Below are 18,605 nucleotides of genomic sequence, written 5' to 3'. Positions count from 1 at the left end.
CTTAAGCAGGTGCAAGAGTCCCCATCATCATAAAGCCACAGTGTTACTTAACTAAATTATAGTTATGATTTCTTTCGAAACTCGAGTATATAATCAATTATAATTCTTGCAAAGCTCAACTTATATTCTGGTATATTGGGTAAATCATCTAACGAAAACCAATCAGCTGCTTCTATTTCATCATTGTCTATTTCTATTTCTCCAGATGAATACTCAGCTATGAATCCAAGCATAAGTTTATTAGGAAAGGGCCATGGATGACTACCAAAATATTTAATGTTCTTTATATCAATTCCAACCTCTTCTTTGACTTCTCTTTTAACACACGTCTCTATAAACTCTCCTGGATCAACATGCCCAGATATAAGACTATACATATTAGGTGTAAAGTGAGGTGAACGTGCTAAAAGAATTTTATCATCATTTAAAATAGCAACTATTATAGCCGGAGTTATCCGCGGATAAATAATATATCCACAATTTAAACATTCTATATAAGCTTTTTTAGGCTCTATCTGTACTTTTTTTCCACAACAACTACAATATTTATTTTTATTTAACCAATTTAATAAATGTAAGGCACGTAAAGTAAGTAAAAATATATTTTCAGCAACTTCCCCATATATTTCCCCCACATCTTTTGAGAAATAACCTTGAATCTTATCTTTAGTAGATATATCTGTAGCATAATAATCACTACCATCTACTGTACCTATATATATCATTTCAGAATTATTAATTCCAAGCTTTTCAACTTCACTAATTAATAGAAACTCAGTATAATCTTCATGTTCTTTAAATATAATTTCATCTTTGTAAAATAAAAAACAATATGAATTTATGCTATATTCATTGATATTCGTATCATTCATTTGAGTTACCTCCATCAATACTAAAATTTTAGAAACAGATTCCTTTTTTACCTACTGCGGTCTTCCAAAATAATAGAAATCATTACCTGAAATAAATTCCTCAATCATATTACAACATACCTGTTTTTTTCATTATTCATAAAATCACCTATGTATCCATTACCCTAATTTTTTAACTCACCAAAATTTCGACCTCAGAAAGCCACACTGAAATTGAGGTGTCTTGTTTGAACTTGAATAAATAACTTCTGCCCCTTGACTCGCCCATATACCAAGTCTTCCATTAGAATGCCTACTGGAACACAAGGCATAAAGCCATGTATTGACAGATCGTTATTTATTACTTGATGAACTCTTCCTTCACTTGCCTTTCCTGACGCATTTTTATGCACTAAAATAGTTCCATGAATAAATATTAGTATTTTCATCAGTATCCTCTTATTAAATCTTAATCATATTAGTATAAAATTTATCCAATATTTTCATATGCAACGATATTTGAATTTTTTGAATATTTTCTTTCTGATAACGTCTAGCTTGCCGAAGTCTCCCATCGTTACAGGAGTTTAGAAAAGTTTACATAGCTCTTACGTTAGTTTTCCTAAACTTCGACTAGGTTATCTGGGGCATTTGGGTGTAGCGATAGCGAAACCGGCAAGGTGCTACTAGTGGTAGTGGCATATTTGCACTACTCTTTATTCGTTGACTATCCGCATCAGATTTTTTTGTTTTTGTTCGTCACATAAGAAGAAAGTGATGATGCTTCTCATCTATAATCCTTCATATGATATAAACGATGACATGCATCAATTAGTAAACTAATAAATATACTGCTATTTCGCGTTTCTATTTAATAATGTTTCTACCCTTATCATAAAAGTTGTATTTCGCATCAAGTCCACCATCCAAATCCTCAAAAAAGCTAATAGATGGATTATTAGTAACTTCTTTTATTTGTATTTCTCCATTTTCATTTATTCGTTCTATCCTAGCAAGCTGAGAATTATTACTGATGATAACTAATTGTCTAGGCTGTGAAAAATCTCCTAATTTAAACTGAGAAAACTCATACACTATAATATCATCTATTTCTTTAGCAATTTTGTCTGGATCAATAACATTAACAAGTTTATAGTTGCCTTTTTTATTCATTTCAAAAAGAGCAAAGCCAAATTCTTCATATTTCTGTTCATCTTCTATTAAATAGCCAACTAATCTATAATCATCAACAACATCCATGTTATATGCGATAACTGTTTCTTTAGCTTTAATCTGTTTTGAAATCATTTTTTCCATTGAAGCAATATCATTTTGGGGACGAGACATATTTAATATGAAAATGCACACTATCAGAATAAAAATTGAAAGTATTGAAAAAGTCAACTTCTTGCTCTTCACAAAATAACCCCCACAAATTATGAATTTTGTTTACTTCTCTTAATTCAACAAATATGTCATGAATAACTTCTAGGATATATTCTCTATCTTTGCAATGCTCTTTTATCAAAAAATACCTCAAATACAACCCCAATATTATCATTTCCTATAACGCTTCAAGAAGCCCCAATATTTTACATGTTTTCAGTAAAATATTAGGACTTCTCTGTTATATGAAGTGCTTTATAACCTACTTTTTATAATCATATCGTGAATATCCCATCCTAAAGAACCTGCACACCAACCTTGATTTCCTAATATTGCAACATCGATATTAAGGGATGGATAATAATATAATCTACAACTAACTCCATATTCTTCTCCAGTATGTCCTCCACGAATTACATTGTTGTCTTTGTCTAAAATAAACCAATTTGCATATCCATATTTCCAAATATAATCTCTGAAGCCGTTTGAACCTTCATCCAATACATGTGGTGTTAGAATCTTCTTAGTCATATCTTCTCCTAGTATTTCTCTACTTCTTAAAGATTGTATAAAATGTATAAGGTCAGATGCAGTTGATGTTGCTCCACCATCAGAAGCCGCTGTAGGAGTCGCTGTGTAAATATTTCTCTTCCAAAGAATTATGTTACCTTCTTTATCTTCTACAGGCTCATATCCTTCTGCAACATTGTCATATACTTCGTCCAAGCTTATAAAATCTGTATTCTTCATGTTTAGTTTGGAAAATATGTTCTTTCTTACATAATCAAAGTATGTTACTCCTGATGCTTTCTCTATAACAAGCCCTAGTAAAATATACCCAGCTCCATTATATTGGAACTTTTCTCCTACTTTGTACTTAGGTTCATCATAAGCAAATAGTTGAATATAATCAGATAAGGTCTTAACAGTATAAATAGGTTTTTCAGACCAAAGTTTCTCCCATTCATCATCACTTCCATTTTCATCGAAATAATCAGATATACCTGATGTATGTGTTAACAAACTATGTATAGTTACTTCTTCAGGTATTTTTGTATCCTCTAAGCTAAGGTACTTAACAATACTTGTGTCAAGATCAAATTTGCCCTTTTCTATTAGTTGCATAATAGCTAATGCTGTAAACATTTTTGATATAGAACCTATTCTGAACCGTGTTTCTAGTGAATTTTTAATGCGCCAACTTCTATTTGCATATCCATATGACCCAGAAAATATTTCTTCATCTCCTTTTTTTATTAAAACAACGCCACTAAATTCATTATTATTACTTTTTTTACCAAGTAATCTTATAAGTTCTTCTTTAAACATATTTACTTCCCCCTCTTTTATTCTTAGCATTTCGTATAACGCTTAACATCTCCGAACCCTCTAAACTTAGCCCACAGACCCATTCTTGGCAAGCGGTGCTTGCACCAGGTGAAGATGTGTGTGATAGATTTGTCGTAGAGCTCTATACGCCCAAACGGATGGAGATTGTTATACGATGATTCAAAAGTTACCTTATTTTTTTACTTATATATTCGATGATTTCTCTTTTTCAGGGATAAAAAACGTTTTGTCTTCAACTTGCTCTCGATTTTTCAAGGCATCCAAATATGTTGGATCATTAATACCAAATACTCCTATGGAAATCATTCCACATATTTTAACTCCCTCTTTATCTTATTTAATGTTAAATCAACTTGGGATTTTTTGAAAAAATATAGCGACCATGAAACTATGATTAAAAAATAGGAATGTATATATCCATATAATGGACACCATTTAAATCATACTCTTCTTCAAAAGCAATTCTATTTTCCCATGTAGTAGTTTTATATTTTCCACTATTTACGAACTCCATAAGTATTTCGTATCCTTTTGGTATTTTAACAAATGAATTACTATGGGGATCAGTTACCTTTAACGTTGCATAAGCATCTTCATTTATGTATGTAATCTCAACTCCATCACATTTTGCTTCAAAACCCTCAGGAATAATATATGCACTTACATAACCACGAAGTCCAAACTGTTCTGCTTGTTGCTTAGATATAAACGGAAAATCCCATCCTATTCTCCTTGGCTTGTAATCCTTCAAATCTAATAACCCACTATTTTTTGCCCAGTTATCCATGTAAGAAATTGCATCATGCTCTGGATTGGCACTAATAATAACATATCTTGCAATTCTCATCTTTGGCACTGTAACTATCTTGATTTCACCATAAATACTCTCCATTTAATTCACCTCCTAAAATTTAATTTGTTGTGATATAAAATAAACTCTTTTTAAAATTTTTTAATCTCTTATAAAATCCAGACCAAAATATATTCAGCTAAGGCAACGCGTAAATTTCTGGTTCTGTCGTGTAACGAACCAGTATTTTCGACGCCTCTGAATCAACCCCTAAGGGGGAATGCCCACTCAGCGAGGCTTTACTCTCGGTAAAGGGATGTGGCGCGTCAGGCTTCATGCTCATCTTACAGAGTTCTACTACTTGCCTTGCTTCCTGCACCCTTGCGCAGAAACATTGTTACACGACGGACCGAGACCTGCAAAGACAAGAATATCAAGGATGCTGCGGTCTTGAATTTCCTATTATTCGCATTATAACAAGAATATGAAATAATTCAGCTACACACTATGCTAATAATCTTATTTTGAAAATTCATCAGTGAACAAACGTACTTCGTCTATATAGCGTCTCTTCTCATCCCAAAATGAAAAAAGGTGTTCAGAGCTTTCAAATGTAATAAGCCTTTTGTTTAAATGAGGAATGCTTGCATAGAGTTCCTCACCCATATAATAAGAACATTTATTGTCTTTTTTGCTATGCATAACAAGAGTAGGGATACTGCTGGCACCTATTTGTTTGACTATATTAACATCTGAATACCTGTAACCATATATAAACTTGCAAAATTCACTTCCAAGATTAGTCAGTGCTTTTGAAGGAAGCGGGACCTTTGCTTTTGAAATTTCCCAATATATTTCCTCATGCATTCCGCTAAATGCACTGTCAATTACAGCAAAGTTTAAATACTGACTTGAGTGTTCTGTTCCTAAATAATAGCCAATAGTAGCTGCTCCCATAGATTGTCCCAAAGCCCCAATCATTGAACCGTTTGATTTTTGATATGTAAAATCAACCACATCCCGTAAATCAAGGCTTTCAAGGTATCCAAAAGTAACAGTATTGGCGGTATTCTTTCCATGCGCACGCTGGTCATACAGAACCACATTCCAACCTTGATCTAAAAATATCTCAGCTATCGGATACATTGCTACATGGTTTGATTCATGCCAATGAACAAGAATTATCGTATTATTTTCATAGTTTCCCTTCGCGCATATATATGTAACCGGAATAATATGTCCTTGAGTTGAAGTCAAGGCATATTGTTCTACTTTAGATTTCCATTTCTTATTGAATGAATCGAGAGAATATCCGGCGTCTTTAAAATACAAATCTACAATTTCATTCGTACGATTTTCAGACATTTGAGAAGGTAAATATGCGAGTAAAAAACCGCATAAACTGATAGACGCCATTAGGATTGCCAAGCCTAATATTAATGTTTTTATAGATTTCTTTTTTATGTCAATCACCCCTCCCGCTCAACATAGATTATATAGATATTCGTTAATTCGTAGCTTATAACCAATGAAAATCAATATTCTGTAAAGCCTAACCCACTCATAAACCACATCAGGATGTCGCCTCAATTGTTCGGTCTGTTTTGTAACGTTTTGAATTTGGGACGCCTTTGAGCTCTGTCAAATAGCGAAAGCGAAAAGGACATATAGCTAATCGTTTTCGTATAAAAGCTCTTTAATATACTGAGATTCTGAGGTAATAAATTCTCGTATATTAGAAAGCGTAACATATTTATTAAAGGATACGTCTACATATTCCCTGTTTAGAAATTGACTATATAAAATAGAATGTTTCATTTTATTTATTTCATCAGCCACTACAACATTTGGAATATCATATCCGATTGAATCCTCAAGAATTTCCCATATTTCTTTTTGTTGGAAATTCAATAAGTATAGTGCATAATCCATAGCATATGATTCTTCATGATAAATACTCCCAATACCTTTTTCTAAGCCTTCTCTATTTTCTAATAAGAATGGTGTCCAGATTTTTATGTTGTTCTGTATATCGGCAAGTATATGACAACAATATCCATAAATAAAATCGACTTCTTCCAGATACTTATTTTTCTGTAAAAAAGCAATTACATTTTGTATCCATTCTTGATTATTTGTAATCCTTCCCCATTTTTCATCTCCAACACATAAATGACTTTTCTTTTTCATGTCACTATTATAATTATCCCTAAAATGAACTGAATCAGGTGCAAGCGCACCAAGCATGAAGTCACAAGGTTTCTTTATTTGTGGTGTATTACTTAATATGTTATGTGCAATATATAAATGAGTCATTGCAAAAGGCATTTTTTCTATCCCCCATCTTACCTAAATTTAAATAATATTAATTCACAAAATAATACTAAGGCGAATTTTTAAAGTATGTTTATTGTAGAAATTTCAGAATTAGGACTTTGAAGCTCTACCTCCATATTGTCATTGCGCCTAGCAGTTCGTGTTTGCGACGTCCTTGATCTGTGTCCAAAAGAAATGCCTCCTTGGTGGTGCTTGTACCCAGCGGAAGGATGTAATGGTTTGCGTGTATTATATCATCAATATCTTTCAATTCTATTTATTTCTGATTTTTATAATCATTTCTTCAATGATATTTTCGATTTTCTCTGTGCTATCATGTAATATAGAAAGGTGATCTGTATTTTCAACAATAATTAATTTACTATTATTTGAAAGCTTTAACAAACTATTTTGTGACATTTCCCACCCAGGTAATTCTTGCATAGATTTATCAGCAGCAAATAACACTAATGGTGTATCCCCAAAATCTAATTGACCATACATTTTTTCAGCAGTTGCTTTCAGTGAATAACCTTCCTTTATAACCATGTCGTTTAATATGTTTTTGTACGTCATGGCTTTATCAATTGATTTTACTTCTTTATTCATACTATTTAACCTATTATTTAACATTGGTATTAATTCAGAATCTAAAACTATCCTTAAAAACCCTATTTTATTTAATACTTTTATCCCTTGAACTTCAAAATCAGAAATTGAAGCCTCAGAATGATAAAGGTGTTTATATGGACTTGTCCCATCAACTAAAACTATACCCTCTACCTCATCTGGATACTTATGTGTATAAAGCAACACCTCCATAGCACCCATTGAATGAGCTACAAACAAGTATGGTGGTTTTTCTCCTGATTTATTAAGTAGTCTGCGCAAATCTTCTACTATTTGTTCAGTATCTCTTGAAGTAGATGATTGCTCACTCCACCCATAACCTGGTCTTTCATATACACTGGTTCGAGTTATAGTAGACAGCTTTGATTGAATATTTGAGAATTCAGTATAGGCTGATGGTGTACCACTACCACAAGTCATAACTATTGTAGGTGAGCTATTGATATCACCAATACTATAAATATGCATTTTATGCCCATCTATTTCTATAAGCTTTCCAGGGGGATTAAACTTATGTTCTTCTACTTTTATTAATATTTGATTATATACAGCAATAGATAAAATCAATAAAAAGATACTCATTAAGATATATCGCTTTAATTTTTTTCTTTTGCTATTTTTAGAAAGTGTATTCATAATTTCTCCTTACACGCTTTTTATTTTGCTAATTTTTGCTCTCCGCTATGCTTATATCACTAAAAATAGTTCAGTCATGCAAAACATAGTTAATTCTGTCGCCTAACGCTTCGGATTAGCAATGTCTCTGAACCGGACTCCCGAAGCTCTTCTCTATGGCGGAGCTTTGCTCCTGGTGAAGAAATGTCTGCCAATCTACTATTAGATGATGTAGATTTTTTATTCCTCAAAAAATAGCTGTATTCTTCCATCCTGTTCCTTTACTATTCCTTTATTCGTTAATTGTTGTATTCCCTCATCCTTATTTTCTTTAGATATATAATAATATGTATTTTCTCCTATAGAATTAATTACTTCATTATTTAAATCAGCTTCAAACCCTTTAATAATTTTGATTTTATCATCGTCTACTTCTAGAATTAGGTATATGTATCCTAACTCCAAAGATAAGTTATAATCTTTTACCCATAACCTAAGCATTAATTGATTAGTACCATTACCTTTAAAATCTTTTATTTCTAACATACATGTATTTGCTACACTTATATTCTTTCCTGTTAAAAGCTCTTCCTTCTTACATTCACTTAAATTCTTAATAACATCATTTACATCAATTACTACTTCTAATGAATCTTGAATTAAAATTATTAGTTGCTCATTATCAAATTTACAACCTACTAGTATATTATCTTCTTCAAAAACTACTTCCATATTGCGTTCTTTTTTATCACATCTAATAATATGGAATGGTATCCATTGACCTGGTCCTCCACAATAAATAATCGAGTAATATACCACAATATATTTAGAATGATTATCTTCGTACAAAATATTAAATTGTGGCATTTTATCATAACATATGTTCTTCTTAATTAAAATTTTGCTATTATTATCCTTATACCCTAGATATAAGGATTCGTTTTCAATATATAACATATTCTCTGTATCACTAAATATCACTCTCTTGTTTACTTCATTCTCATTCATATCATTAAAATTATTTTTACTCTTTATTTTATTGATATTTTGTGGTTTCTTATATTCTTCTTTTATAATTACTGTTTCTAAATTCTTGTTAGATAGAGAATAACATCTATATATAATACCTGCGATTAAAAAACAAATAATACCAAATATAGTTGTATTTTTTATGCTTTTATGCACTTTTACTACCCCTCCTGTAGGCCATTAGCAGATGTTTCTGAATATTCCTCCTATAAACTTTCAGACCTAGCAAAAAAACTATGTCATCTAACGTTCCCGCTGTTTGAAAATAGTGTATTATGTCAAGTTATCTACATAAGCCTAGACACCTAAGCTAACTTACTCAAAAAATACCTTTAATATTAGCCCCCAATCTGATGCTTTTACTTCATCCTCTATACTTCCTCCAGTACTAATATAAGAACCTTTTTGTGCAGTCAGACCCCATACGATAATCTCTTCATCATCAGTTACATTGAGTTCTTCATATATCTCAATAGGTCCATAACTACAGTCTTCATCAAATCTATCTATATATTTTGTGGAACCGATGTAACCATTATCTTCACTAATAACGGTTTTCATTATCATAAAATTTGATCTTTCTAAATCAGTTCCAGTGATTTCTTTCAAAGAAATACTCACTTCACCATCGAATTTATTATTATCAACAAACTTTGAACTTGCATTATGAGATTCTTTTATCCTTCCATTTTCCCATATCTCGTATTTAAGGCATATACTCTTTTTATTCCCTATGTATTTAACCTTTGCACTTCCTGTTATCATATCAAAATGAGGTGCTAATTTTATGGCATCACCTTCGAAAAGCTTACTTGGCTCCACTTTAACATAATTCTCGTAAGCATTGCTCTCTTTAGTACATCCTACTATTAAGAATGATGTAATTAGAATAAGACAAATTATCTTCTTCATAACAATCCCTCCAAATAACCCAATTCTAAAAAGACCCCAAAGTATTACTCTGAAATATAGCGATAATTTCACATAACTTTCTGCATGGGAAACGCTTTAAAAGCTTACTTAGCCAGACCTAGATTAGTCTTTGAAATGTATGCTGGTCTACTCCAGAGCTTGATCCTCTCCAGTACGAACTCCCATGCGATGTTATGTGAAGTTCCCTGGCTGCAAAACTTGATTCTATAAAGGCTGTCCAACTTCTATCGTATAAATTTTATTATTTATTCTTTTTATATTCCTTTAATCTAGTCATATTATCATAAGCTAATAAATAATTATTATATTCGTCTTCGCAGAAGGTACTTCCCAGTTTTTCTTTTGCTTCTTGAAATGAAAGACCTTTTCGTTCATTAAAAATTTCACATGGAAACTCAATACATTCCCCGCAATTATCAACTTGTTTTTCAATTACACACTTGCGAACTGGGCAATTCATATCTATACGTTTAGCATTCTCTTTACTACATCTACATCCATCGCAATATATTTCCTCTGCTGATATATTAAGATCATAATATTTATTCCAAACATTACTTAACATTTCTCTTTCATCGTTATCTTTTATATTAGGAACATAAGCTTTACACAAATCACACCTGTACCCACACATTGTTATTTTCTCCATTATTAATCTCATACCTTTCTTTTTGGTTTTTTCTTAATTATTATCAATCTCTTTACATCTTCAACTAAATTCATATCAAAAACATTAATTCATAACCATTTACCATCATGATACTGACGAATACTAGTGTACAACTCAATAATTTCAGAAGAAAATTCTTTATACGATAACTCAAAATTTTCTCTTTCTGCCTTCCTCGATATAACAAGTGCAGTAAACTGTCCATTTTTTGTATGAAAAGCACATAGCGGTTTCCCGCTTCTACGATACTTTACTTCCCAAATCCCACACTTTCTCCCTTCATCCCATACTGGGGTAATTTCATGATTTAACTCTATAAATTCAATAAGTTCATTCTAAGCTTCCATTGCAGTCTCTCCTAATAGAGATTCAATTTGTTCTACAGTAGGAATTATTCACTCATTACGAAATCTCCTCTTTTTTTGTACTATTCGGAATATTTAAGGCAACACTCTATAAATATGTGATATAACGCTGCAACACGAACAGGGAATTTCACATAATGTGACCGTGTTTACGACGCCTTCGAACTGGACTCTAAAGGAATACTTCCTTGGCGGAACTTCGCTCCCAGTAAGAAGGTGTAGCGCTCACTGACCTAGACTTTTCCTCCCTGGAGCTCCCTTGCACAGATATATTGTTAGATAATGTAGGTTCCTTTCCGGGGAAATCATCACGATGCTTTTCTTCACAATCTCACTAATATCAATAACTTGAACATGCACATGTATTTTAGAATTTTTACAAGTTTATGTTTCTGAATACCAAGTAGAAAATACACAATCACGTCCACCTGTAGCATGGGTCTCAATTATATCCATATGGCAAACCTTATTGGGAAATACAAATTGATAAACGCTGTATAACGTTCCTTGACAACACCTACACCAAGTGGTTGATTCTGGTTTATCTCATCCACCTTTAACTGCAAAGCAACCACAAGAATTTTTAACTCCCATATAAGTAATTAGTTTTCCATCTATAAATTCTACCTTTCTTCCAATTCGAGGTCTACCACTTAAAAAATCTGCAAGAATCTCTTTTCCCTTACCTTTTCCTACAAAAAGGTCAATTTGCTTCACAAGTCTTTCACAGTGTTTTTTTATATTATCAAGTTCCATAATATTAATCCTCCCACAATAAAAAATTAACTTTTATTTTATATAGCATTATAGCATTTTGGTAAGCTCCAGAGAATTGCCCACCTATAATCTGACCATAATATACGACCTTTTGCAGCCTATGTCATCTAACGTTTTAGATTTGAGACGCCTTTGCGCCCGGTTAAGTGGCAAAAAGGTGTGTAGCAACCTACTCCGAAGGCTCGATCCTACCGCTACGAACTCAAATCCCTTGTTATGTTCTGTGGCAATTGCCTAACCACCTTTATTGTAATGATTTGTTGCTAGATAGTAGAAATTTGCGAGACATTCTACCGTTAGATTTTGTGCACAATCTAACGGATGGCACCATTTTTAAAGTTGTCATACCATTGATCGATTTCTTCATCGCTATCTATTTTTAGTATTTTAAATATGTGATAAGCAAATTCGACAGCGGCGGTTTCATTTGCTGTGATAAAACACTTATCAACGACTACTTGAGCAGGCACATAAAGTGATTGCCCATTGTAATTTTTTTGCTTTTGAAACAACTCTAAAGAATCTCCTGTATGTTTTACCTTGTCAAGGAAGCCATGCTTGCATAAAAAAAGAGTTGCTCCACATATGGCGGCAATAGGAATATCTAACTTTACAGCACTTTGAATAAATTCTGCAATTTCATCATAATCGTTTTCTTCCCAAGAAAGACCTCCAGGCAGAATAATCATAGCAAGGTTATCAAAATTTTGATAATTACCTATACAATAATCAACTTCTGCTTTAATACCACCCATCGATACTTTTGGAATGGTATCAATGGAAATAGTTTTTACCATATAGTTTGAAAAAGAATTTGCAACTGCAATAGCATAACCTGCTTCCCAATCACACCAACGATCTGTTAATAAAAATAATACCTCATTTTTGTTGTTCGACATAATTATCCCCCTTCAATATCATACCAATATTATTAATTCGCCATTAATTACAGAAGCAACGCTTAATCCTACTAAAAAAAGTAAACAAATTTCTGCTTAAATAGCAAAGCCTTCAAATTATGACTTCGAAGCCCAGCACCGATATTGCCATTGCACATAACGTCTTGATGCTGCTGACGTGCACATCATTCCGCTTTTTTGTGCATGTTGGTAGCATTTTGTTAGATGATGTTGCGTATGGAAGCTACCGTTATCTCCAGTTCAATATTTTATTCTTGAGATATATGAAGAATACAAAACAATTCAACTACACATTATTCATATAATCTCAACTTGAAATTAGAATTTAGCTACTTCTTCTTGCTTGTTTTCTTATTAAGCTTTAACAAAATACTCCGTTTCACTGCCATAGTTTTGAACAGATTTGTTGCAAGGGTAGCTTTTTCTTTTAGTGTTAGATTGTCTGATCCTGTTTCAGATGCAATTTACTCCACTACAGCTTTTACATCTTTTAATTCCAGAAGATTAACAGCTATACAGAAAAAACTTTTTCGTCGCCCATCGTTAAAGTTCGCCAATAAATATTTTAAAATTTCTATTTTCTCATCAAGTTCAGATTGATAGACATCTATTCCTATTTTCTGAACTTTATCAAAATCCTTTAACTGATTACGATGAGTAATAAACGAGTCAAACTCATCTATACCATCATATTTTTCACAAGGATACTCATCACACAAATAGCAGTATTCAATTCCACCACGTTCTTGGCTGCACCTTGCAATTACACATGATTGATTTCCTTCTCCACCTCCACAACCAGGACAATAATTACCCAAATGCATTGAACACAGTCCACAGTTTAAACCGCAAAGTGAGAATAAAGTATTACACCTCTTGAAGTTTTTCACTTGTACATCCTCCTGTTAAATTCCTTTTTATCTTATAAGATTATATAAATAATCTTTAATTTGCAATTTTGTAACTAGTACGCACTGTCAGCTAACGGCTCGCACTGTCGACGTTTCAGCCACTTAGCGCGACTTCGCTTAGTGGGTGGAATGTGTGCGGTGCTACTCCATTGCCCTTCTCTACCGCACAAATGGTAGTGCATTGTTAAGTAAAGTCCGACTACAACTACGCTCTCGTTAGCACTAAACCTAAAACTTCTCTTTAATTTTTAGCTATTCTACCATATATAAATTACATACCTAGAGCTAAGAAAAAGCTCTATATAAGATGTCATTACCAATTCTAATTCCTAAATTTGTGCAATTACATCATTTAGTTCTTTTAATGCTTTAGGATTAATTTTCAAAGTACAGTTGTTATTTCCTATTCCACCATAAACATATGTATACTGGAATAGATCAGAATCTATTATAGTTGGTAGATTGTACCCTACTAAAGGAACTGTTCCAATGCTAAAACCAGTTACTTCTTCAACTTCACTTTTTTTAGCTAAACCTTTTATATTTAAACCTAATTTTTCTCCTAACTCATTAAAATTAATTCTACCTTTATTCCCAGATACAATTAATGCAATAAATCCTTTATCTGTTGATAAAATCAATGTTGGAGCAGTTTGCCCTATTTCTATACCAAAATAATTTGCTCCTTCTTGCGCTGAATGAATAGTATTTTCATGTTTAATTAATTCATAGTCAAATTTACTTCTATTTAATAATGATATCAATTTTTCCATATTTTCACCTCTTAACTTATAATATTCTTCAAATCTATTTCAGTAATCCAGACTATAGTCTTAATAATCAGCTACTACAAATCAGTTAAACAATATAATTACTTTTGATTACCACTTTCTTTCATAGGATTTCACTTAACGTTTCGTATTTCTGACGTCTCTGAATCGAACCCTCAACGCCCTTCTTCCTGGTGGTGCTTGCACCCGGTGAAGAGATGAGCGTAGCGAACGGAAATATTTTGTTAGGTGCTGTTGTCCAATCATTCATCCGGCTTGCATTTTTCTCAATCTTGACATATTATTTTGTTTCTTTATATATCTCCATCATAATCTCAGCAAATTTTTTTTCTTCAACTAGATGAGGTTCATGTGCAGACTCTTCAAACCAATAAAAATTCTTTTTTGGTGCTTGTATATTGTTAAAGAATTCCTCAACTAATACTGATGGTGTGTTATAATCATATCGTCCTGCACAAAAATAAACTGGTACATCAAACTCTTTATACTTTTCTCTAAAATCAGCTTTTTCACGATTAGTAAATAATGTTTCTATTGAAAATCTGTTGCCTTGCAAAAACTTAATACCATCAATCCAAGAATATTCTGGTGAGATTACTATTCCTTTTATTATTTCATTTAATGTAATTACTTCTAATTCAAATCCACCATATTCTTTCAACCACTTTCTCTGAACAAATGTATCTATTTTACTATTTTTGTACGGTGGTTCACCTATCGCTTTTAATTCTTTAAGAGCTTTTTTATTATCTTCTTCAAGAGCTTTTTTAACTACATAATTATATGATAACTTTTCTCCTTCAACATCATCTACGACTTGTCCTATGCCAACATAAGCAATTACTTTTTCAGGTGCATTTTTAATTGTTTCTATTCCTAACACTGTTCCCCAAGAATGTCCAACTATGTACACTTTTTCTTTATCAAACCTGTCACATAAATAATCTATTAATTCTAACGTATCATTTTCTAATTGTTTTTGATTCATAGTCTCTCTATTAATATTAGTTGAAAATGATTTCCCTGAACCTCTTTGATCCCAATTGACCACCACAAAATTTTGTTCCAGTTGACTTTGAAATCTTCTAGCATAACTCATAAACGGATAACCAGGCCCACCATGAAGAAACAATATTATAGGATTATCTCTATTTACACCTCTTATCATAATGCTTTGATTAATGCCTCCAATTTTAATTGAGGATAGCTCAGCAATACTATTCTTTACTACTCTAAAATTAGTATCTCTTATCTTAGGTGTATAAGTAGGGAAAAAAATAAAACCTAAAAGTAGTATAATAATTAATATTATTTTTTTCTTGTGTTTTAATACCATAATATGATTGCCTCCCATTTTATGTTTTGACCCTGAAGAAATACTCCGATATGATAGGGCAATATCTTATAACGTCTTGCACTTCAGACGCTTTCGAAGTATGAGAAAGTGTGTGAAGGGAACTGGAGTGCTTTATTAGGTGATGTCTCCACTCGGAAACAACCATCAAGCCAGAAACAGTTTATTCTTCTAAATACCAATAATATTTAATAGTTCTATAAAGTTAGTTATTGTATAATCAGCAATTTTACTATCGCTAACCTTTTGATTTGAAAAGAAACAAGCATCAATTCCAGCATTCTTTGCAGATAATAAATCTATATCCCTATCACCTATCATTAAAGCTTCATGTTTTCTGATATGGTACTTATCTATAAGATATAAAATGGCTTCTGGATCTGGTTTTCTTTTAAAGTTATTTTCTTTTGTTATAAGATCACTAAAATATCCATATATCTCAAATTTCTTCAAAAAATCTATAGCTGATTTTCCTCTGTGTGTAAATAAATAATTATTTCTTTTCTCTAATGAAATTCTTTTACATATGTCTTCAATATCCAAGAATGGTTTAATATGATTTTTTTCGTCTTCTTTTCTATAAGAATTATATCTGGTTATAAATTCTTCACTTATCTCATATTTGTTTTGACAGTACTCAATTAAGTGAGTTGCAGATACTTTCATTAATGACATAACTCTTTCAGTAGATTCATTAATACCCTCATCTTTTAATGCTCTAATAAATGACTTAGTCATAACAGGGTAAGTATTAAATAATGTTCCATCAAAATCCCAAATAATATGCTCGTACAATTTGTGTTCTCTCCTTGTTTTGAATTTTACTCTAGAGTGGGGATATCAACTAACGTTCCGTATTTACGACGTCACTGAACCGGAGACCCGCAGAGCACTTCTTCCTGGCGGTGCTTGCACCCGGTAAAGGAATGTGCGTAGCGAACGGAAATATATTGTTAGGTGCTGTAATCTACGGAAGTTCCCATTAGCCATAAATTATTTTCAACTCTCATAGATGTTATTATTTTATTAACTATCACTGACTCTATATTTTCATTGCCTCTATATTCATATATTACTATTAACAAACATAATTCTCTCCTTACAATTTATTTATGCCAACAAATGATATTGTTCCACCATCCATTAAATAAAGATTATCATCATTTATAGTCATATTCCAACTTGCTTTTTCTATTGTTCTATACAAAGAATGATTAGCTGTATCCCAAATTTTCATCTCGCCACACGGAACACTTGCAGTAATGATGTAATCTTTCCATGCTCCTACTAGGTAGAACATTTTTTTATGACAGTTTTTATATCTGTCAATACTGTTACGAATTTCTTTATCCATAATTACAAATGATAAATCCTGTGATGCAGTATATATGTTGTTTTTTGTAAGTAGCATGCTCTTTAAATTCTTCTTATGTATTTTCGTATGTTGAACCAACTTAAAGGATGTTTTATCAATTTTGAGCAATTCACCATTTACATTTCCTGCATATATGAAATCCTCTGATTTTATTGTCCATATACTGCTATCAGAAACATTATAGTATTTCACCTGGTTTGTTTCTTTGTTGATGACTGCTAATGGACCATTTCTTATTCCTGCATAAAGATTGCTATCATCAGAACAAATACCACATATATCAGAGGTCAAGTCATTACCAAGCTGCCATTCATTAATAATTGTCAGAGTATCAGTATCAATCTTATAACATGTGCAAAACTCCCTAAAAAACATAAATTTACCATCAATAATAAAATCTCTAGACTTTCCATTCTTAGGAAACACTTCTTTTGTAGCCATCACTTTAGTGGTGTTTTTATCAACTTTTATGATGTTTTTATCCGAACAAACATAAATGATATCATCTTCTATTTTCATCATGTTATTTATACCGTTTGTTTCAAAAATGCTTCTAAACATAATAATCCCCCCAATTAAATTAGATATTTGTGCTTGGTAATTAAAAATAGTAGATTATTGCACCTAACGTCTCTGTGTTTACGACGTCCCTGAACCGGACCTAAAGGTAGACCGTCTTGGCGGAGCTCCGCTCCCGGTGAAGGGATGTGGTGCCTGACGGGCTTCCCTATGCTCTAGGATTAAGGTTACTGACCTTGCCCCCAGCACCCCTGCGTAAACACTATGTTATCTGCTGTCCCGTGTCATCGAATCTATTATATCCACATCACCTTTTTTATTTTTTAATGTTTCATTTTATAAAGAATACAAAATAACTCAACTGAACATTATTCATCATCTTAACTACAAATTGAAATTTGTCGTGCTTATGCTTGAAAGGCGCAATGAATAAAATGTTTATTTCTTTTGCAAGCATGACAATTCTTGATCAAACCATGTTTCAATGTCATCTCGTATATCTAAAACAGAATCATCTAACGATATGGGAAGTCCACGGCAACCGCCATCACAATGACGGATTTCTCTTTTTCTGCCGCAGCCATATCCCTTTGCAATCAGTTCCTGCAAAATTGGAGGAAACGTTTTGATGGTATCAGTGTATTCCTGCGTCTTTGTCGATTTCACATTGATATGATAGCCGTTGTTGAGAGAAGCGTTAATTCCCCATAAATCTTTCCGTTTATAACAATACTTGATATAGATATGAAACCCTTTTACTTCCACAACGCAGGTAAGTCCTTTATCTAGATAGCGCTGATGCAGTTGCAGAATGAAATCCTGCACATCTGCGGATAAAGGCTTTATCGTATCCTGCACGATGGAAAGCACATCGGTTTCATCTTTTTTCAATACCCTGTAATCACAGCGCAAAAAAACATCCTGGTTGACGAGGGTGCCATGGTCTATTTCGGCGATTGCCATGACCTTCAGGCCTGTCAGCATAGTGGGGTTATCTGGATATGTAATCTTTATGGTTTTGAT

The 18,605-nt window shown here is 32.5% G+C and carries 20 protein-coding genes; all 20 read right to left on the bottom strand.

The genetic code is table 11. The annotated features are described in order from the left end of the window. Nucleotides 1-62 precede the first annotated feature (62 nt). Nucleotides 63-872 (bottom strand): NAD(+) diphosphatase, encoded by an 810-nt coding sequence (gene nudC / locus HNR33_RS16485; protein ID WP_429085311.1) that lies wholly within the window; start codon nucleotides 870-872, stop codon nucleotides 63-65. 194 nt (nucleotides 873-1,066) lie between these two features. Beyond that, the gene (locus tag HNR33_RS16480; RefSeq protein ID WP_429085309.1) at nucleotides 1,067-1,300 is read right to left on the bottom strand and encodes a hypothetical protein; all 234 of its coding nucleotides are present in this window, start codon (nucleotides 1,298-1,300) and stop codon (nucleotides 1,067-1,069) included. A 418-nt stretch (nucleotides 1,301-1,718) separates the two neighbouring features. Beyond that, on the bottom strand, nucleotides 1,719-2,270 hold the full coding sequence (locus HNR33_RS16475; RefSeq protein ID WP_429085307.1) for a hypothetical protein: 552 nt from the start codon (nucleotides 2,268-2,270) through the stop codon (nucleotides 1,719-1,721). A 222-nt stretch (nucleotides 2,271-2,492) separates the two neighbouring features. Further along, entirely contained in the window at nucleotides 2,493-3,566 is a 1,074-nt protein-coding gene (locus tag HNR33_RS16470) for a serine hydrolase domain-containing protein (RefSeq protein WP_429085306.1), read from the bottom strand. 415 nt (nucleotides 3,567-3,981) lie between these two features. Next, entirely contained in the window at nucleotides 3,982-4,479 is a 498-nt protein-coding gene (locus HNR33_RS16465; protein WP_429085305.1) for a hypothetical protein, read from the bottom strand. Between the two features lie 417 nt (nucleotides 4,480-4,896). Then, nucleotides 4,897-5,850 carry an alpha/beta hydrolase gene (locus HNR33_RS16460; RefSeq protein ID WP_429085303.1) on the bottom strand — a complete coding sequence of 318 codons (954 nt, stop codon included), beginning with the start codon at nucleotides 5,848-5,850 and terminating at the stop codon, nucleotides 4,897-4,899. Nucleotides 5,851-6,048: 198 nt separating this feature from the next. After that, on the bottom strand, nucleotides 6,049-6,705 hold the full coding sequence (locus HNR33_RS16455) for a zinc dependent phospholipase C family protein (protein WP_429085301.1): 657 nt from the start codon (nucleotides 6,703-6,705) through the stop codon (nucleotides 6,049-6,051). Between the two features lie 261 nt (nucleotides 6,706-6,966). Beyond that, a complete protein-coding gene (locus HNR33_RS16450; RefSeq protein WP_429085299.1) occupies nucleotides 6,967-7,905 on the bottom strand; it encodes an alpha/beta hydrolase in 939 nt (312 codons plus the stop codon). A gap of 273 nt (nucleotides 7,906-8,178) precedes the next feature. Continuing rightward, the gene (locus HNR33_RS16445) at nucleotides 8,179-9,123 is read right to left on the bottom strand and encodes a hypothetical protein (protein ID WP_429085297.1); all 945 of its coding nucleotides are present in this window, start codon (nucleotides 9,121-9,123) and stop codon (nucleotides 8,179-8,181) included. Nucleotides 9,124-9,282: 159 nt separating this feature from the next. Then, nucleotides 9,283-9,879, bottom strand: a complete 597-nt coding sequence (locus HNR33_RS16440) for a hypothetical protein (protein WP_429085296.1) — start codon at nucleotides 9,877-9,879, stop codon at nucleotides 9,283-9,285. Nucleotides 9,880-10,141: 262 nt separating this feature from the next. After that, nucleotides 10,142-10,561 carry a DUF3795 domain-containing protein gene (locus HNR33_RS16435; RefSeq protein ID WP_429085294.1) on the bottom strand — a complete coding sequence of 140 codons (420 nt, stop codon included), beginning with the start codon at nucleotides 10,559-10,561 and terminating at the stop codon, nucleotides 10,142-10,144. A gap of 77 nt (nucleotides 10,562-10,638) precedes the next feature. Next, complete coding sequence (locus HNR33_RS16430) at nucleotides 10,639-10,896, bottom strand: DUF3788 family protein (protein WP_429085457.1); 258 nt, start codon at nucleotides 10,894-10,896, stop codon at nucleotides 10,639-10,641. Nucleotides 10,897-11,481: 585 nt separating this feature from the next. Continuing rightward, nucleotides 11,482-11,691 (bottom strand): hypothetical protein, encoded by a 210-nt coding sequence (locus HNR33_RS16425; protein WP_429085292.1) that lies wholly within the window; start codon nucleotides 11,689-11,691, stop codon nucleotides 11,482-11,484. A 335-nt stretch (nucleotides 11,692-12,026) separates the two neighbouring features. After that, the gene (locus tag HNR33_RS16420) at nucleotides 12,027-12,611 is read right to left on the bottom strand and encodes a type 1 glutamine amidotransferase family protein (RefSeq protein ID WP_429085290.1); all 585 of its coding nucleotides are present in this window, start codon (nucleotides 12,609-12,611) and stop codon (nucleotides 12,027-12,029) included. 485 nt (nucleotides 12,612-13,096) lie between these two features. Continuing rightward, a complete protein-coding gene (locus HNR33_RS16415) occupies nucleotides 13,097-13,522 on the bottom strand; it encodes a DUF3795 domain-containing protein (protein ID WP_429085288.1) in 426 nt (141 codons plus the stop codon). A gap of 350 nt (nucleotides 13,523-13,872) precedes the next feature. After that, nucleotides 13,873-14,316, bottom strand: coding sequence for an aminoacyl-tRNA deacylase (locus tag HNR33_RS16410; protein WP_429085286.1), 444 nt, complete (start codon nucleotides 14,314-14,316; stop codon nucleotides 13,873-13,875). 298 nt (nucleotides 14,317-14,614) lie between these two features. Next, complete coding sequence (locus tag HNR33_RS16405; protein ID WP_429085284.1) at nucleotides 14,615-15,670, bottom strand: alpha/beta fold hydrolase; 1,056 nt, start codon at nucleotides 15,668-15,670, stop codon at nucleotides 14,615-14,617. A 189-nt stretch (nucleotides 15,671-15,859) separates the two neighbouring features. Beyond that, nucleotides 15,860-16,483 (bottom strand): HAD-IA family hydrolase, encoded by a 624-nt coding sequence (locus HNR33_RS16400; RefSeq protein WP_429085282.1) that lies wholly within the window; start codon nucleotides 16,481-16,483, stop codon nucleotides 15,860-15,862. 304 nt (nucleotides 16,484-16,787) lie between these two features. Next, nucleotides 16,788-17,624: a hypothetical protein gene (locus HNR33_RS16395; RefSeq protein WP_429085280.1), complete on the bottom strand. Its 837-nt coding sequence runs from the start codon at nucleotides 17,622-17,624 to the stop codon at nucleotides 16,788-16,790. 396 nt (nucleotides 17,625-18,020) lie between these two features. Next, the coding region (locus HNR33_RS16390) for a hypothetical protein (protein WP_429085278.1) at nucleotides 18,021-18,605 on the bottom strand (585 nt) is incomplete at its 5' end.

Source organism: Brassicibacter mesophilus, assembly GCF_050433385.1.
Lineage (GTDB): Bacteria > Bacillota > Clostridia > Tissierellales > Proteiniboraceae > Brassicibacter > Brassicibacter mesophilus.
Note: the sequence above shows the minus strand (reverse complement) of the source record. Positions and strands in the feature narration are given on the sequence as shown.

What these genes read in the sequence shown, in the direction of transcription:
- nudC (WP_429085311.1), bottom strand. Translation starts at nt 872, where the DNA reads ATGAATGATACGAATATCAATGAATATAGCATAAATTCATATTGTTTT.
- HNR33_RS16480 (WP_429085309.1), bottom strand. Translation starts at nt 1,300, where the DNA reads ATGAAAATACTAATATTTATTCATGGAACTATTTTAGTGCATAAAAAT.
- HNR33_RS16470 (WP_429085306.1), bottom strand. Translation starts at nt 3,566, where the DNA reads ATGTTTAAAGAAGAACTTATAAGATTACTTGGTAAAAAAAGTAATAAT.
- HNR33_RS16465 (WP_429085305.1), bottom strand. Translation starts at nt 4,479, where the DNA reads ATGGAGAGTATTTATGGTGAAATCAAGATAGTTACAGTGCCAAAGATG.
- HNR33_RS16455 (WP_429085301.1), bottom strand. Translation starts at nt 6,705, where the DNA reads ATGCCTTTTGCAATGACTCATTTATATATTGCACATAACATATTAAGT.
- HNR33_RS16450 (WP_429085299.1), bottom strand. Translation starts at nt 7,905, where the DNA reads ATGAGTATCTTTTTATTGATTTTATCTATTGCTGTATATAATCAAATA.
- HNR33_RS16440 (WP_429085296.1), bottom strand. Translation starts at nt 9,879, where the DNA reads ATGAAGAAGATAATTTGTCTTATTCTAATTACATCATTCTTAATAGTA.
- HNR33_RS16435 (WP_429085294.1), bottom strand. Translation starts at nt 10,561, where the DNA reads ATGAGATTAATAATGGAGAAAATAACAATGTGTGGGTACAGGTGTGAT.
- HNR33_RS16425 (WP_429085292.1), bottom strand. Translation starts at nt 11,691, where the DNA reads ATGGAACTTGATAATATAAAAAAACACTGTGAAAGACTTGTGAAGCAA.
- HNR33_RS16420 (WP_429085290.1), bottom strand. Translation starts at nt 12,611, where the DNA reads ATGTCGAACAACAAAAATGAGGTATTATTTTTATTAACAGATCGTTGG.
- HNR33_RS16410 (WP_429085286.1), bottom strand. Translation starts at nt 14,316, where the DNA reads ATGGAAAAATTGATATCATTATTAAATAGAAGTAAATTTGACTATGAA.
- HNR33_RS16405 (WP_429085284.1), bottom strand. Translation starts at nt 15,670, where the DNA reads ATGGTATTAAAACACAAGAAAAAAATAATATTAATTATTATACTACTT.
- HNR33_RS16395 (WP_429085280.1), bottom strand. Translation starts at nt 17,624, where the DNA reads ATGTTTAGAAGCATTTTTGAAACAAACGGTATAAATAACATGATGAAA.